This window comes from Pseudomonas sp. L5B5, assembly GCF_020520285.1.
GTDB lineage: Bacteria > Pseudomonadota > Gammaproteobacteria > Pseudomonadales > Pseudomonadaceae > Aquipseudomonas.
The window spans coordinates 3,728,211-3,743,221 of the sequence record NZ_CP084742.1 but is presented as its reverse complement, the minus strand read 5'-3'; the positions used below and the strand labels follow the sequence as shown (position 1 = coordinate 3,743,221).

Sequence of the window (15,011 nt, the reverse complement as noted above, 5' to 3'; positions counted from 1 at the left end):
CCATCGGTACTTCGTCCCCTCGGGCGAGGTGGCCAGGCCTTGCCCGTTCCAGTGACGACGGCTGTTTCTTGCGCGCACCCATTTGTTACCGAAGGCCCCATAACGGCGCAAATTCCGCGGCTGGTAACAGCCGTACAGGGCAGTGGCTGTGACCAACGAATTTTTTTCGGTGCGATGAGAGGCCCGTCCTGCAAGGCCTCCTGGGATTTTCAAACGGCCCGCGAGCATGTGCGGGCAGAGTTGGCCGCTTGATTGCATATGCTTGTATGTACAAGTAAATATGTGTGCGTAAGAGTCGTCACTTTCCTCTTCGCACCTTGAGCACATCGTCGAGGAGGTTTTCCGTGGCTGACAACAAATTCACCAAATACCGGAACGTTGAAATTCGCGCTGCACGTGGCAATACGCTGACCGCCAAGAGCTGGCTGACCGAAGCGCCGCTGCGCATGTTGATGAACAACCTCGATCCGGAAGTCGCCGAGAATCCCAAGGAACTGGTGGTCTACGGTGGGATCGGGCGCGCTGCGCGCAACTGGGAATGCTACGACAAGATTGTCGAGGCCCTGACCCAGCTCAATGATGACGAAACCCTGCTGGTGCAGTCCGGCAAGCCCGTCGGCGTGTTCAAGACCCACTCCAACGCCCCGCGCGTGCTGATCGCAAACTCCAACCTGGTGCCGCACTGGGCCAGCTGGGAACACTTCAATGAACTGGATGCCAAGGGCCTGGCCATGTATGGCCAGATGACCGCCGGCAGCTGGATCTACATTGGTAGCCAGGGCATCGTCCAAGGCACCTACGAAACCTTCGTCGAGGCCGGTCGCCAGCACTACGGCGGCACCCTCAAGGGCCGTTGGGTCCTGACCGCGGGCCTGGGCGGCATGGGTGGCGCCCAGCCACTGGCCGCGACCCTGGCCGGCGCCTGCTCGTTGAACATCGAATGCCAGCAGAGCCGCATCGACTTCCGCCTGAGCAGCCGTTATGTCGACGAGCAAGCCAAGGACCTGGACGACGCCCTGGCACGTATCGCCAAGTACACCGCCGAAGGCAAGGCGATCTCCATCGCCCTGCTGGGCAACGCGGCAGAAATCCTGCCTGAACTGGTCAAGCGGGGCGTGCGCCCGGACATGGTCACCGACCAGACCAGCGCCCACGACCCGCTCAACGGCTACCTGCCGGCCGGCTGGACCTGGGAGCAGTACCGTGACCGCGCCCAGACGGAACCGGCTGCCGTGGTCAAGGCCGCCAAGCAGTCCATGGCCGTGCACGTGCAGGCCATGCTCGACTTCCAGAAGCAGGGCATCCCGACCTTCGACTATGGCAACAACATCCGCCAGATGGCCAAGGAAGAGGGCGTGGCCAACGCCTTCGACTTCCCGGGTTTTGTCCCCGCCTACATTCGTCCGCTGTTCTGCCGCGGTATCGGTCCGTTCCGCTGGGCAGCCCTGTCGGGCAACGCCGAAGACATCTACAAGACCGACGCCAAGGTCAAGGAACTGATCCCGGACGATGCCCACCTGCACAACTGGCTGGACATGGCCCGCGAACGCATCAGCTTCCAGGGCCTGCCGGCGCGTATCTGCTGGGTCGGCCTGGGCCAGCGCGCCAAGCTGGGCCTGGCGTTCAACGAAATGGTCCGCAGCGGCGAGCTGTCGGCGCCGATCGTCATCGGTCGCGATCACCTGGATTCCGGTTCGGTCTCCAGCCCGAACCGTGAAACCGAGTCGATGCAGGATGGCTCCGACGCCGTGTCCGACTGGCCACTGCTCAACGCCCTGCTCAACACCGCCAGCGGCGCGACCTGGGTTTCCCTGCACCACGGCGGTGGCGTCGGCATGGGCTTCTCCCAGCACTCGGGGATGGTCATCGTCTGCGACGGCAGCGACGAGGCTGCCGAACGGATCGCCCGCGTACTGACCAATGACCCGGGCACCGGCGTCATGCGTCACGCCGATGCCGGTTACCAGATCGCCATCGACTGTGCCAAGGAGCAAGGCCTTAACCTGCCGATGATCACCGGCAAGTAGCACCCCGGCGGTTCGCCGCCAGGACCAGGGAGGGAGCCGTCGCACCTTGCAGGGCGACGGCTCGGTCCGTGTAGCAGAGCTTCGACATGACAAGAATCCCCCGGGAGAACAATAACGATGTCCACGGCCAGTGATAGCTCCAAACCCCTGATCGAGCGGCGCTCGATCAACTACATTCCCGAAGCCGAGCGCCACGGCAAACTCTATAGCCAGTTCACCTTGTGGCTGGGCGCCAACCTGCAGATCACCGCCATCGTCACCGGCGCCCTGGCGGTAGTGCTGGGCGGCGATGTGTTCTGGTCGCTGATCGGCCTGTTCGTCGGCCAGCTGCTGGGGGGTGGCGTCATGGCCCTGCACGCGGCACAAGGGCCCAAGCTCGGCTTGCCGCAGATGATTTCCAGCCGGGTACAGTTCGGTGTCTACGGTGCGGCGATCCCGATCGTCCTGGTGTGCCTGATGTACCTGGGGTTCACCGCCACCGGCACGGTGCTGTCCGGCCAGGCCCTGGGCCAGCTGTTCGGCGTCAGCGACAGTGTCGGCATTCTGATCTTCGCCAGCGTCATCGTCCTGGTCACCGTGCTCGGTTATCGGGTCATCCACTTCATTGGCCGTGTCGCCAGCGTCATTGGCATCATTGCCTTCGTCTACCTGTTCAGCCGCCTGATGGGCCAGACCGACGTCGGCGCGCTCCTGGAGATCCGCCACTTCAGCTGGGCGAGCTTCCTGCTGGCCGTGTCGCTGGCCGCGTCCTGGCAGATCGCCTTCGGTCCCTATGTGGCCGACTACTCGCGTTACCTGCCGAGCAAGACCTCCTCGGTGAAGACCTTCCTCGCCGTGGGTGCCGGCTCGGTGATCGGTGCACAGGTGGCGATGATTCTCGGCGTGTTCGCCGCAGCCATGGCCAATGGGCAGTTCGCCGGACGTGAAGTGGCCTATATCGTCGGCCTCAGTGGCAGCGGCGCCGCTGCCGCGCTGCTGTACTTCAGCATCGCCTTCGGCAAGATCACCATCTCGACGCTCAACTCCTACGGCAGCTTCATGTGCATCGCCACCATCATCAGCGGCTTTCGTGGTCACCTTGAGGTGACGCGCCTGCAGCGGCTGGTGTTCGTGCTGGTCATCGTCGGCACCGCGACCCTGATCGCCCTGCTCGGCCAGCATTCGTTCCTGGGGGCATTCAAGTCCTTCATCCTGTTCCTGCTGGCCTTCTTCACCCCGTGGAGCGCCGTGAACCTGGTGGACTACTACTGCATCACCCGCGAGAACTACGACGTGCCTGCGCTGGCCGACCCCAAGGGCCGCTACGGTCGCTGGAATGTCCTGGGCATCAGTGTCTACGTGATCGGCGTGCTGGTGCAGTTGCCGTTCATTTCCACCAAGTTCTTCACCGGGCCGCTGGTCGAGGCCCTGGGCGGCGTGGACATCTCCTGGATCATTGGCCTGGTGGTGCCTGCGGCGCTGTACTACGTCTGCGCCAGGAAGTGGCACGGTGCGGTACCCGAAAAACTGATCCTGCCGCCAGAGCTGGACGAAACGAGCGAACAACAGATCGATGGGACCCGTCGCGCCGCCGCGGTGTGAGTCCTATTGGACGTGGACAGGGCTGGATGCCTCTTGACTGCCGTAAGCCAACTCATGTTTAGGAGCGTCACGTAATGAAAATGCACAAGACCCTGCTGACCACGTTGCTGTCCACGGGCCTGCTGGCCGCCTCCGGTGCCCAGGCGGCCGGCTGGTGCGAGTCGGGCAAGCCGGTGAAGTTCGCTGGCCTGAACTGGGAAAGCGGCATGTTGCTGACCGACGTCCTGCAGGTCGTCCTGGAGAAGGGCTACGACTGCAAGACCGACAGCCTGCCGGGCAACTCCATCACCATGGAAAACGCCCTGGGCAGCAATGACATCCAGGTATTCGCCGAAGAGTGGGTTGGCCGCAGCGAGGTCTGGAACAAGGCCGAGAAGGCCGGCAAGGTGGTTGGCGTCGGGGCGCCGGTGGTCGGGGCCGTCGAAGGCTGGTATGTGCCGCGCTATGTGATCGAGGGCGATGCCAAGCGCAAGCTCGAGGCCAAGGCCCCGGACCTGAAGAACGTCGCCGACCTGGCCAGGTATGCCAGCGTGTTCAAGGACCCGGAAGAGCCGGCCAAGGGACGCTTCTACAACTGTCCGGCCGGCTGGACCTGCGAGCTGGACAACAGCGCGATGCTCAAGAGCTACGGACTGGAAAGCAGCTATACCAACTTTCGCCCAGGCACCGGCCCGGCCCTGGATGCTGCGGTGTTGTCGAGCTACAAGCGCGGTGAACCGATCCTGTTCTACTACTGGTCGCCGACCCCGCTCATGGGCCAGGTGGACGTGGTCAAGCTGGAGGAAAAGGCCGGTGTCGACAAGAGCGTGAGCATCAAGGTCGGCCTGTCCAGGACCTTCCACGACGAGGCTCCGGAACTGGTGGAGGTACTGGCCAAGGTCAACCTGCCGATCGACTTGCTCAATCAGAACCTGGCGCGCATGACCAAGGAGCGCATCGAGTCGCCGAAACTGGCGAAAGCCTTCCTCAAGGAACATCCTGAGGTCTGGCATGCCTGGGTGAGCGACGAAGCGGCCAGGAAAATCGACGCTGCCTTGTAGGTCTGGTTTCTACGGCGGCCTGCGGGTCGCCGCAAGCTGGACCAAAACCTCCCTTGATCGAGAATTTCCCATGTTTCCAGAAAGCTTCACGTTCTCCATCGCCGACTGGGTCAACGGCTGGGTCGATTCGCTGGTGACCAACTATGGCGACGTGTTCCGGCACATCTCCGACACCTTGCTGTGGGCCATCGTCAACCTCGAAGGCCTGCTGCGCATGGCGCCCTGGTGGCTGATGCTGGGCATCGTCGGCGTAGTGGCCTGGCACTCGACCCGCAAGTGGCTGACCACGGCGGTGATCGTCGGCCTGCTGTTCCTGGTGGGTGCCGTCGGCCTGTGGGACAAGCTGATGCAGACCCTGGCGCTGATGCTGGTGGCGACCCTGATTTCGGTGCTGATCGGCATTCCCCTGGGGATCCTCTCGGCTCGCAGCGACCGCCTGCGTTCGGTGCTGATGCCGCTGCTGGACATCATGCAGACCATGCCCAGCTTCGTGTATCTGATCCCGGTGCTGATGCTGTTCGGCCTGGGCAAGGTGCCGGCGATCTTCGCCACGGTGATCTACGCCGCGCCGCCGCTGATTCGCCTCACCGACCTGGGAATCCGCCAGGTCGACGGCGAGGTGATGGAGGCGATCAACGCCTTCGGCGCCAACCGCTGGCAGCAGCTGTTCGGCGTGCAACTGCCGCTGGCGCTGCCGAGCATCATGGCCGGGATCAACCAGACCACCATGATGGCCCTGTCGATGGTGGTGATCGCCTCGATGATCGGCGCCCGTGGCCTGGGCGAGGACGTGCTGGTGGGGATCCAGACCCTGAACGTAGGCCGTGGCCTGGAGGCGGGCCTGGCGATCGTGATTCTTGCAGTGGTGATCGACCGCATTACCCAGGCTTACGGTCGGCCACGCCATGAGGTGAGCAAATGAGCACGCAGGTCAGCAAGATCGAAGTGAAGAATGTCTTCAAGATCTTCGGCAACCGTGCCGAGGACGCCCTGCGACTGATCCAGCAGCAACGCAGCAAGGAGCAGGTGCTGGCCGAAACCGGTTGTGTGGTGGGGGTCAACGACCTGTCGCTGTCCATCGGCAGCGGCGAGATCTTTGTCATCATGGGCTTGTCCGGTTCCGGCAAGTCGACCCTGGTACGCCACTTCAATCGCCTGATCGACCCCACCAGCGGACAGATCCTGGTCGATGGCGAAGACATCCTGCAGTACGACATGCAGGCCCTGCGTGAATTCCGCCGGCGCAAGATCAGCATGGTGTTCCAGAGCTTCGGCCTGTTGCCGCACCGCAATGTGCTGGACAACGTCGCCTACGGCCTCAAGGTGCGCGGCGAGAGCAAGGAGTTGTGCACCGAGCGCGCCCTGCACTGGATCAGCACCGTGGGCCTCAAGGGCTACGAGAAGAAGTACCCGCACCAGCTCTCCGGTGGCATGCGCCAGCGGGTCGGCCTGGCACGGGCCCTGGCCGCGGACACTGACATCATCCTCATGGACGAAGCCTTCAGCGCCCTCGACCCGCTGATCCGGGCCGAGATGCAGGACCAGTTGCTGGAGCTGCAGAAGACCCTGCACAAGACCATCGTCTTCATCACCCATGACCTGGACGAAGCGGTACGCATCGGCAACCGCATTGCGATCCTCAAGGATGGCCGCCTGATCCAGGTGGGAACGCCCCGGGAGATCCTGCATTCGCCGGCCGACGAGTACGTCGACCGCTTTGTCCAGCGCCGGGCAGCCACCGCATGAAGGTTCTGGCAGCGGTACATCACAGCATCACGGAGTACGAGGTGGGGCATGTCCCAGGCTGAAACGATCGTTGTCGCCGACGCCCCCATGGGTTGGCAGGATGTGGTCGCCGTGGCCCGCCACGGAGCGCCGCTGGAACTGGCGCCCCAGGCCTGGGCGCGGATCGACAATGCCCAGGCCATTGTCCGCCAGGTGGTGGAGAACGGAGAGCGGGCCTATGGCATCAGCACGGGCCTGGGGGCCCTGTGCAACGTGCTGCTGGAGGGCGACCAGCTCAGCCAGCTGTCACGCAATACCCTGCTCAGCCACGCTTGCGGGGTCGGGCCGGCACTGGCCGACGAGCAGACCCGGGCCATTCTCTGTGCGGCGGTGATCAACTACAGCCATGGCAAGTCCGGCATCCACCGGCAGGTGGTCGAGGCCCTGCTGGCCCTGCTCAACCGCGGAATCACCCCGCAGGTGCCGTCCCAGGGTTCGGTGGGTTACCTGACGCACATGGCCCATATCGGCATTGCCTTGCTCGGGGTTGGCCTGGTCAGTTATCGCGGACGCATCGTGGCCGCCGAGCAGGCTCTGGCCGAGGAGGGGCTGCAACCGGTGCAACTGGGTGCCAAGGACGGGCTGTGCCTGGTCAACGGTACGCCCTGCATGACCGGCCTTGGCTGCCTGGCCCTGGCCGATGCCAGCCGCCTGCTGCAATGGGCAGACGTGATCGGCGCCATGAGCTTCGAGGCCCAGCGTGGCCAGATTGCCGCTTTCGACCCGGAAATCATCGCCCTCAAGGCCCACCCCGGCATGCAGCTGGTGGGCGGCAACCTGCTGGCCTTGCTCGACGGCAGTGAGGTGATCGCCGCCAGCAAGGGCATCCGGACCCAGGACGCCCTGAGCATTCGCTCCATTCCCCAGGTGCATGGCGCCGCCCGGGACCAATGGACCCATGCGGCGAAACAGGTGCAGACCGAGCTCAATTCGGCCACCGACAACCCGCTGCTGCTGGGGACTCCGGAGCACTATCGGGTGGTATCCCAGGCCAATCCCCATGGCCAGTCGGTGGCCCTGGCGGCCGATGTGCTGGCCATCGCGATGGCGGAGATCGGCTCCATCGCCGAGCGCCGCCTGGATCGCTTGATCAACCCTCATGTCAGCGGCCTGCCGGCATTCCTGGTGAGCGAGCCCGGAGTCAATTCCGGCATGATGATCGTGCAGTACGTCGCCGCGTCGCTGTGTGCACAGAACCGCCAGCTGGCCCAGCCGGCGGTGCTCGACAACTACGTGACCTCGGGCCTGCAGGAGGACCACCTGAGCCTGGGCACCAATGCCGCGCTGAAGCTGCACCAGGTGCTGGAAAACTGCACCCGGATCCTCGCCATCGAGTACCTGCTGGCCGCCCAGGCCTTCGAATTCCTCAAGGAACAACGCTTCGGCGCCGGCACCGGGCTTGCCTGGAGCCTGTTGCGCGAGCGGGTTCCTGCCTACCACCAGGATCGCTGGCTGGCCCCCGACATCGCCAGTGCGGCGACGCTGCTCAAGGAGCCGGCGTTGCTGAACAGGCATTTTCCGAAGTTGCAATAAAACGCTTTTCCCATAGCCAGCGTGCCAAGGCGCCACCTGCCCGACTGTGTGGGTGGCGACGGATAACGGAAGCTTCCGGAGCGACTGGTAGTTATTACAAAACTCTCAAAAGGAGCATGAATGTGACTGCGCTAAACCTGATTCCCGGCCAACTGACCCTGGCCCAACTGCGGACCGTCTATCAGCAGCCGCTGACCCTGACCCTGGATGGCAGCGCCTCGGCGCAGATCGACGCCAGCGTCGCCTGTGTCGAGCAGATTCTCGCCGAGAACCGCACCGCCTACGGGATCAACACCGGTTTCGGCCTGCTGGCCTCCACCCGCATCGCCAGCGCCGACCTGGAAAACCTCCAGCGCTCGCTGGTGCTGTCCCATGCCGCCGGTGTCGGCCAGCCCATCAGCGACGACCTGGTGCGGTTGATCATGGTGCTCAAGGTCAACAGCCTGAGCCGTGGTTTCTCGGGGATCCGCCGCCAGGTGATCGATGCCCTGATCGCCCTGATCAATGCCGAGGTCTACCCGCACATTCCACTCAAGGGCTCGGTGGGTGCATCCGGTGACCTGGCGCCACTGGCGCACATGTCCCTGGTGCTGCTGGGCGAGGGCAAGGCACGCTACAAGGGGCAGTGGCTGGAAGCCACTGCGGCCCTGGAAGTCGCCGGCCTCAAGCCGCTGACCCTGGCCGCCAAGGAAGGCCTGGCGCTGCTCAACGGCACCCAGGTGTCCACTGCCTTCGCCCTGCGCGGTCTGTTCGAAGGCGAAGACCTGTTCGCCGGCGCTCTGGTCTGTGGCGGCCTGACGGTGGAAGCCGTGCTGGGTTCGCGCTCGCCGTTCGACCCACGGATTCACGCCGCTCGTGGCCAGCGCGGGCAGATCGATACGGCCGCGGCCTACCGTGCGCTGCTGGGGGAACGCACCGAGGTGTCTGCTTCGCACCAGAACTGCGACAAGGTCCAGGACCCGTACTCCCTGCGTTGCCAGCCCCAGGTGATGGGCGCCTGCCTGACCCAGTTCCGCCAGGCGGCCGAAGTGCTGGTGGTGGAGGCCAATGCCGTGTCGGACAACCCGCTGGTGTTTGCCGCCGAAGGTGACGTTATTTCCGGTGGCAATTTCCACGCCGAGCCAGTGGCCATGGCGGCCGACAACATGGCCCTGGCCATCGCCGAGATCGCCTCCCTGAGCGAACGGCGGATCTCGCTGATGATGGACAAGCACATGTCCCAGTTGCCGCCGTTCCTGGTGGCCAATGGCGGGGTCAACTCCGGCTTCATGATCGCCCAGGTCACCGCCGCGGCCCTGGCCAGCGAAAACAAGGCCCTGGCCCATCCGCACTCGGTGGACAGCATTCCGACCTCGGCCAACCAGGAAGACCACGTTTCCATGGCGCCGGCCGCCGGCAAGCGCCTCTGGGAAATGGCCGAGAACACCCGTGGTGTCCTCGCCGTGGAGTGGTTGGCGGCCTGCCAGGGCCTGGACCTGCGCGAAGGCCTGAAAACCTCGCCGGCCCTGGAAAAGGCCCGCGCCACCCTGCGTGAGCAGGTGGCCTACTACGAGAAGGACCGCTTCTTCGCTCCGGACATCAATGCCGCCAGTGACTTGCTGGCCTCGCGCTGCCTTAGCGCACTGTTGCCCGCCGGCCTGTTGCCGAGCCTGTAAGGCCGGAAGGTGGCCGCGGGCTACCTTCCAGCCAGACGCGGAACGTCTGCTTCAGCCACCGCGCTCCGTCACGCGCGGTGGCTGTCCAATAACAATAAAAGGGACGAACACATGCAATCACAAGAGACAGGACTACGTCGCGGCCTGACGGCTCGCCACATACGTTTCATGGCCCTGGGGTCGGCCATCGGCACCGGGCTGTTCTATGGTTCCGCCTCGGCCATCCAGATGGCCGGGCCGGCAGTGTTGCTGGCCTACCTGATCGGTGGCGCGGCGGTATTCATGGTCATGCGCGCCCTCGGGGAGATGGCCGTGCACAATCCTGTGTCCGGTTCTTTCGGACACTACGCCAGCCAGTACCTGGGGCCATTGCCGGGCTTCATCCTGGGCTGGACCTATGCCTTCGAGATGCTGATCGTCTGCCTGGCGGATGTGACCGCCTTCGGCATCTATATGGGCTTCTGGTTTCCGGAGGTCGAGCGCTGGATCTGGGTGCTGTCCATCGTGATGTTCATCGGTGGGCTGAACCTGTGCAACGTCAAGGTCTTTGGCGAAATGGAGTTCTGGTTGTCGCTGCTCAAGGTCGGGGCCATCGTCGCGATGATCCTCGGTGGTCTTGGCATCATGCTGTTCGGCATCGAGAGCGCGGGCCAGGAGCACGCCACCGGGTTCAGCAACCTCTGGGTCAACGGCGGTTTCATGCCCAATGGCATAGGCGGGGTCATCGCTTCTTTCGCGGTGGTGATGTTTGCCTTTGGTGGCATCGAGATCATCGGCGTGACTGCTGGCGAAGCCCAGGATCCGAAACGGGTCATTCCCAGGGCGATCAACGCCGTACCGGTGCGCATCCTGCTGTTCTACGTGCTGACCCTGCTGGTCCTGATGGCCATTTTCCCCTGGCCACAGATCGGCACCCAGGGCAGTCCGTTCGTGCAGATTTTCGACAGCCTGGGCATCAGCTCGGCGGCTACCCTCCTTAATATCGTGGTGATCTCGGCGGCGGTATCGGCGATCAACAGCGACATCTTCGGTGCTGGACGCATGATGTATGGCCTGGCCCAGCAGGGGCAGGCGCCCAAGGGGTTTGCCCAGATTTCCAGGCATGGAGTGCCATGGATGACCGTGGTGGTGATGGCCGTGACCCTGCTGATCGGGGTTGTGCTGAACTACCTGATTCCGGAGAACATCTTCCTGCTGATCGCGTCCCTGGCCACTTTCGCCACGGTCTGGGTATGGCTGATGATTCTGCTGACCCATGTGGCCATGCGCCGTTCCATGACCGCCGAGCAGGTGGCCCAGTTGCAGTTCAAGGTGCCGTTCTGGCCCTGGGCTCCGGCAGCGGCGATTGCCTTCATGCTGTTCATCTTCGGGGTCCTGGGCTACTTCCCGAAAACCCAGGGTGCGCTGCTGGTGGGGGTGGTGTGGATCGTCCTGCTGGTGGTGGCCTACAAGCTCTGGGTCAAACCGGTGGCCATACAGGCGCGGCCACTCGGTGGCGCTTCTTCTTTACCTATTGATCATTAATGGAGGCATTGGATGAAAACTCTTTGGCAACACTGCAACGTCGCCAGCATGGCCCAGGGTAGCTACTCGATCATCGAGGATGCGGCCATCGTGACGTCAGGGGCGCACATCGAGTGGATCGGCCGGCGTGAGCAACTGCCGGCCACCGACTTCCACCAGGTCCACGACCTGGCGGGCGCCTGGGTGACCCCGGGGCTGATCGACTGCCACACCCACACGGTGTTCGGTGGCAATCGCAGTGGCGAGTTCGAGCAGCGCCTGCAAGGGGTGAGCTACGCCGAGATCGCCGCGGCCGGTGGGGGGATCGCCAGTACCGTGCGGGCAACTCGGGCGGCCAGTGAGGACGAACTGTTCGCCAGCGCCCGCAAGCGCCTGCTGAGCCTGTTGCGCGACGGCGTCACCAGCGTCGAGATCAAGTCCGGCTATGGCCTGGACCTGGCCAGTGAACGCAAGATCCTGCGGGTGATCCGTCGGCTCGGCGAGGAGCTGCCGGTCAGCGTGCGCAGCACCTGCCTGGCGGCCCATGGCCTGCCACCGGAATACGCCGAGCGTGCCGACGACTACATCGAGCATATCTGCAGCGAGATGCTCCCGGCCCTGGCGGCCGAGGGGCTGGTGGACGCGGTGGACGCCTTCTGTGAATACCTGGCGTTCTCCCCGGCCCAGGTCGAGCGAGTGTTCATTGCCGCGCAGGCGCTTGGCCTGCCGGTCAAGCTGCACGCCGAGCAACTGTCGTCGTTGCACGGCTCGAGCCTGGCGGCCCGCTACCAGGCATTGTCCGCCGATCACCTGGAATTCATGACCGAGGGCGACGCCATCGCCATGGCTGCCTCCGGCACTGTGGCGGTCCTGTTGCCGGGCGCCTTCTACTTTCTGCGCGAGACCCAGCTGCCACCCATGGATGCCCTGCGCAAGCACGGGGTGAAGATTGCCGTGGCCAGCGACCTCAATCCCGGGACCTCGCCGGCCCTGTCGGTGCGCCTGATGCTGAACATGGCCTGCACCTGTTTTCGCATGACTCCCGAGGAGGCGCTGGCCGGGGTCACCCTGCACGCCGCCAAGGCCCTGGGGATGGACAAGACCCATGGCTCGCTGGAGGTGGGCAAGGTGGCGGACTTCGTCGCCTGGCAGATCGATCGTCCCGCCGACCTGGCCTACTGGCTGGGCGGCGACCTGGAAAAACGCGTCGTGCGCCACGGCGTCGAAGTGACTGTGTAGGAGAAGGCTTGTGGAAAAGGTTCTGAGTTTCAAACAAGGCCGGGTGCCGCTCTTGATCAGCATGCCCCATGCGGGCACCCGCCTGGCCCCGGCGGTGGCTGCCGGCCTGGTGCCCCAGGCGCAGAGCCTGCCGGACACCGACTGGCATATCCCGAGGTTGTACGAGTTTGCCCGGGAGCTGGGAGCCAGCGTGCTGGCGGCCGAATATTCGCGTTTCGTCATCGACCTGAATCGGCCCTCCGACGACAAGCCGCTGTACGTCGGTGCCACTACCGGCCTGTACCCGGCGACGCTGTTCGATGGCGAGCCGCTGTTTCTCGAGGGCCTGGCGCCGTCGAAGGAAGAACGTGACCAGTACCTGGAGCAGGTGTGGGGGCCCTACCACCGCACCCTGAACGAGGAGCTGGCGCGGCTCAAGGCCGAGTTCGGTTATGCGTTGCTGTTCGATGCCCACTCCATTCGTTCGCTGATCCCGCACCTGTTCGAGGGCAAGTTGCCGGACTTCAACCTGGGTACCTTCAACGGCGCCAGCTGCGATCCGCAACTGGCCGGGCGCCTGGAAGCCATCTGTGCCGGCCACGGCGACTACACCCACGTGCTCAACGGACGCTTCAAGGGCGGGCACATCACCCGCCATTACGGCAACCCGGCCGAGCATGTGCATGCGGTGCAGCTGGAGTTGGCGCAAAGCACCTACATGGAGGAGTTCGAACCCTTCCGTTACCGCGAAGACCTGGCGACGCCAACCCAGGTGGTGCTCAAGGCGCTGCTGCAGGGCCTGCTGACCTGGGGCCGGGAGCGCTACGGCCGCTGACCGGCGGGGTGCCCGATCGTCGCTCTTGCAGGCTCTCCACGGTCTGCCAAGGGCTTGGATCGGGCGTGGCCCAGGATGAAAAATGGGGCCATCAATCCCAATGCCGATCAGCTAAGCGCTAGAGCGAACGAAAAATAACCTGTAGCGAGGGAGCTTGCCCCCGCTGGCGCGCGCAGCATCCCCAAAAATGCGACCGCTACCCCCCCCCGGAGCCGCGGCCGGTCACACGGGAGCAAGCTCCCTCGCCACCAGTACAGTGCTTGCTCTTAAGGGACCGGCATTGGCCAACAACCCCATTTTTCTCAAGGACATGCTCATTGCGTAATTCGGGTTTATGATGCCGGACGGCAGCATGAATGAAGTCCCTTCAGGGATGACCCCGACCTCCACGGAGCGCGTAATGAAGACTTTGTACCCGCAGATCAAACCCTATGCCCGGCACGATCTGGCCGTCGACGAACCCCATGTGCTGTATGTCGACGAAAGCGGTTCACCGGAAGGATTGCCGGTGGTGTTCCTTCATGGCGGCCCGGGAGCTGGCTGCGACGGTGCGAGCCGTTGCTACTTCGACCCGACCCTGTATCGCATCGTCACCTTCGACCAGCGCGGTTGCGGACGTTCCAGCCCGCACGCCAGCCTGGACAACAACACCACCTGGGACCTGGTGGCTGACCTGGAGCGGATTCGCGAGCACCTGGGCATCGACAAATGGGTGCTGTTCGGCGGTTCCTGGGGCTCGACCCTGGCCCTGGCCTATGCACAGACCCACCCCGACCGCGTGCTTGGCCTGATCGTGCGCGGGATCTTCCTGGCCCGTCCCCAGGAGATCCAGTGGTACTACCAGTGCGGTGCCAGCCGCCTGTTCCCCGACTACTGGCAGGACTATGTGGCACCGATTCCCCTGGAGGAGCGCCATGACCTGGTCAGCGCCTTCCACAAGCGCCTGACCGGCAGCGACCAGATCGCCCAGATGCACGCGGCCAAGGCCTGGTCCGGCTGGGAAGGGCGCACCGCGACCCTGCGGCCCAACCCGCTGGTAGTGGACCGTTTCTCCGAGCCGCAACGGGCCTTGTCGATCGCCCGGATCGAGTGCCACTACTTCACCAACAATGCCTTCCTCGAACCCGACCAGCTGATTCGCGACATGGGCAAGATCGCCCATCTGCCGGGGGTCATCATCCATGGTCGCTACGATGTGATCTGTCCGCTGGACAACGCCTGGGAGCTGCATCAGGCCTGGCCCAACAGCGAGTTGCAGGTGATTCGCGATGCTGGCCATGCGGCGTCCGAGCCGGGCATTACCGACGCGCTGGTGCGAGCCACCGACCAGATGGCCCGGCGCCTGCTCGACCTGCCGCCCGAAGAAGCATGAAGGGGCTGTTGCAGCGCGTGGCCGGCGCGCGGGTGGAAGTGGCCGGCGAGATTGTCGGCGCGGTGGACCAGGGGTTGCTGGTGCTGGTGGCGGTGGAGCCGGGGGATACTCGGGCCAGCGCCGACAAACTCCTGCATAAGCTGCTTAACTATCGAGTGTTCAGTGACGCCGAAGGCAAGATGAACCTGTCCCTGGCCGATGTGCAGGGCGGTTTGCTGCTGGTCTCGCAGTTCACCCTGGCGGCAGACACCAAGAGCGGCCTGCGCCCGAGCTTTTCCACGGCGGCGCCACCGGCCCTCGGCGAGGAGCTTTTCAACTACTTGTTAGTGAAGGCGCAACAGTTGCATGGCAAAGTGGCATCAGGGCGCTTCGGTGCGGACATGCAGGTGCATCTGGTCAACGACGGGCCAGTCACCTTCCTGTTACAGACCTGAAAGTGCCTGAAACATCTTTTTCCGCCGA

12 protein-coding genes are annotated in these 15,011 nt (G+C 64.2%); all 12 read left to right on the top strand.

The annotated features are described in order from the left end of the window. Positions 1–344: 344 nt before the first annotated feature. On the top strand, positions 345–2,027 hold the full coding sequence (gene hutU, locus LGQ10_RS17080) for a urocanate hydratase (RefSeq protein ID WP_226522653.1): 1,683 nt from the start codon (positions 345–347) through the stop codon (positions 2,025–2,027). A gap of 117 nt (positions 2,028–2,144) precedes the next feature. Next, positions 2,145–3,608: a purine-cytosine permease family protein gene (locus LGQ10_RS17075; protein WP_058433825.1), complete on the top strand. Its 1,464-nt coding sequence runs from the start codon at positions 2,145–2,147 to the stop codon at positions 3,606–3,608. 74 nt (positions 3,609–3,682) lie between these two features. Next, a complete protein-coding gene (locus LGQ10_RS17070) occupies positions 3,683–4,648 on the top strand; it encodes an ABC transporter substrate-binding protein (protein ID WP_226522652.1) in 966 nt (321 codons plus the stop codon). Between the two features lie 70 nt (positions 4,649–4,718). Next, positions 4,719–5,570, top strand: coding sequence for an ABC transporter permease (locus LGQ10_RS17065; RefSeq protein ID WP_058433827.1), 852 nt, complete (start codon positions 4,719–4,721; stop codon positions 5,568–5,570). Next, positions 5,567–6,394, top strand: a complete 828-nt coding sequence (locus LGQ10_RS17060) for a quaternary amine ABC transporter ATP-binding protein (RefSeq protein WP_226522651.1) — start codon at positions 5,567–5,569, stop codon at positions 6,392–6,394. Before LGQ10_RS17065 ends, LGQ10_RS17060 begins: the two co-directional genes overlap by 4 nt. A gap of 48 nt (positions 6,395–6,442) precedes the next feature. After that, positions 6,443–7,966 carry an HAL/PAL/TAL family ammonia-lyase gene (locus LGQ10_RS17055; RefSeq protein ID WP_226522650.1) on the top strand — a complete coding sequence of 508 codons (1,524 nt, stop codon included), beginning with the start codon at positions 6,443–6,445 and terminating at the stop codon, positions 7,964–7,966. Positions 7,967–8,082: 116 nt separating this feature from the next. Next, positions 8,083–9,621, top strand: coding sequence for a histidine ammonia-lyase (hutH, locus tag LGQ10_RS17050; protein ID WP_226522649.1), 1,539 nt, complete (start codon positions 8,083–8,085; stop codon positions 9,619–9,621). Between the two features lie 111 nt (positions 9,622–9,732). Then, complete coding sequence (locus tag LGQ10_RS17045; RefSeq protein WP_226522648.1) at positions 9,733–11,145, top strand: amino acid permease; 1,413 nt, start codon at positions 9,733–9,735, stop codon at positions 11,143–11,145. Positions 11,146–11,157: 12 nt separating this feature from the next. Continuing rightward, a complete protein-coding gene (gene hutI, locus LGQ10_RS17040; RefSeq protein WP_226522647.1) occupies positions 11,158–12,363 on the top strand; it encodes an imidazolonepropionase in 1,206 nt (401 codons plus the stop codon). Positions 12,364–12,373: 10 nt separating this feature from the next. Next, entirely contained in the window at positions 12,374–13,177 is an 804-nt protein-coding gene (hutG, locus tag LGQ10_RS17035; protein ID WP_058435656.1) for an N-formylglutamate deformylase, read from the top strand. Positions 13,178–13,577: 400 nt separating this feature from the next. Continuing rightward, positions 13,578–14,549 carry a prolyl aminopeptidase gene (gene pip / locus LGQ10_RS17030; RefSeq protein WP_058435655.1) on the top strand — a complete coding sequence of 324 codons (972 nt, stop codon included), beginning with the start codon at positions 13,578–13,580 and terminating at the stop codon, positions 14,547–14,549. Continuing rightward, the gene (dtd, locus tag LGQ10_RS17025; RefSeq protein WP_226522646.1) at positions 14,546–14,983 is read left to right on the top strand and encodes a D-aminoacyl-tRNA deacylase; all 438 of its coding nucleotides are present in this window, start codon (positions 14,546–14,548) and stop codon (positions 14,981–14,983) included. The genes pip and dtd overlap by 4 nt, the downstream gene beginning before the upstream one ends. Positions 14,984–15,011: the final 28 nt, after the last annotated feature.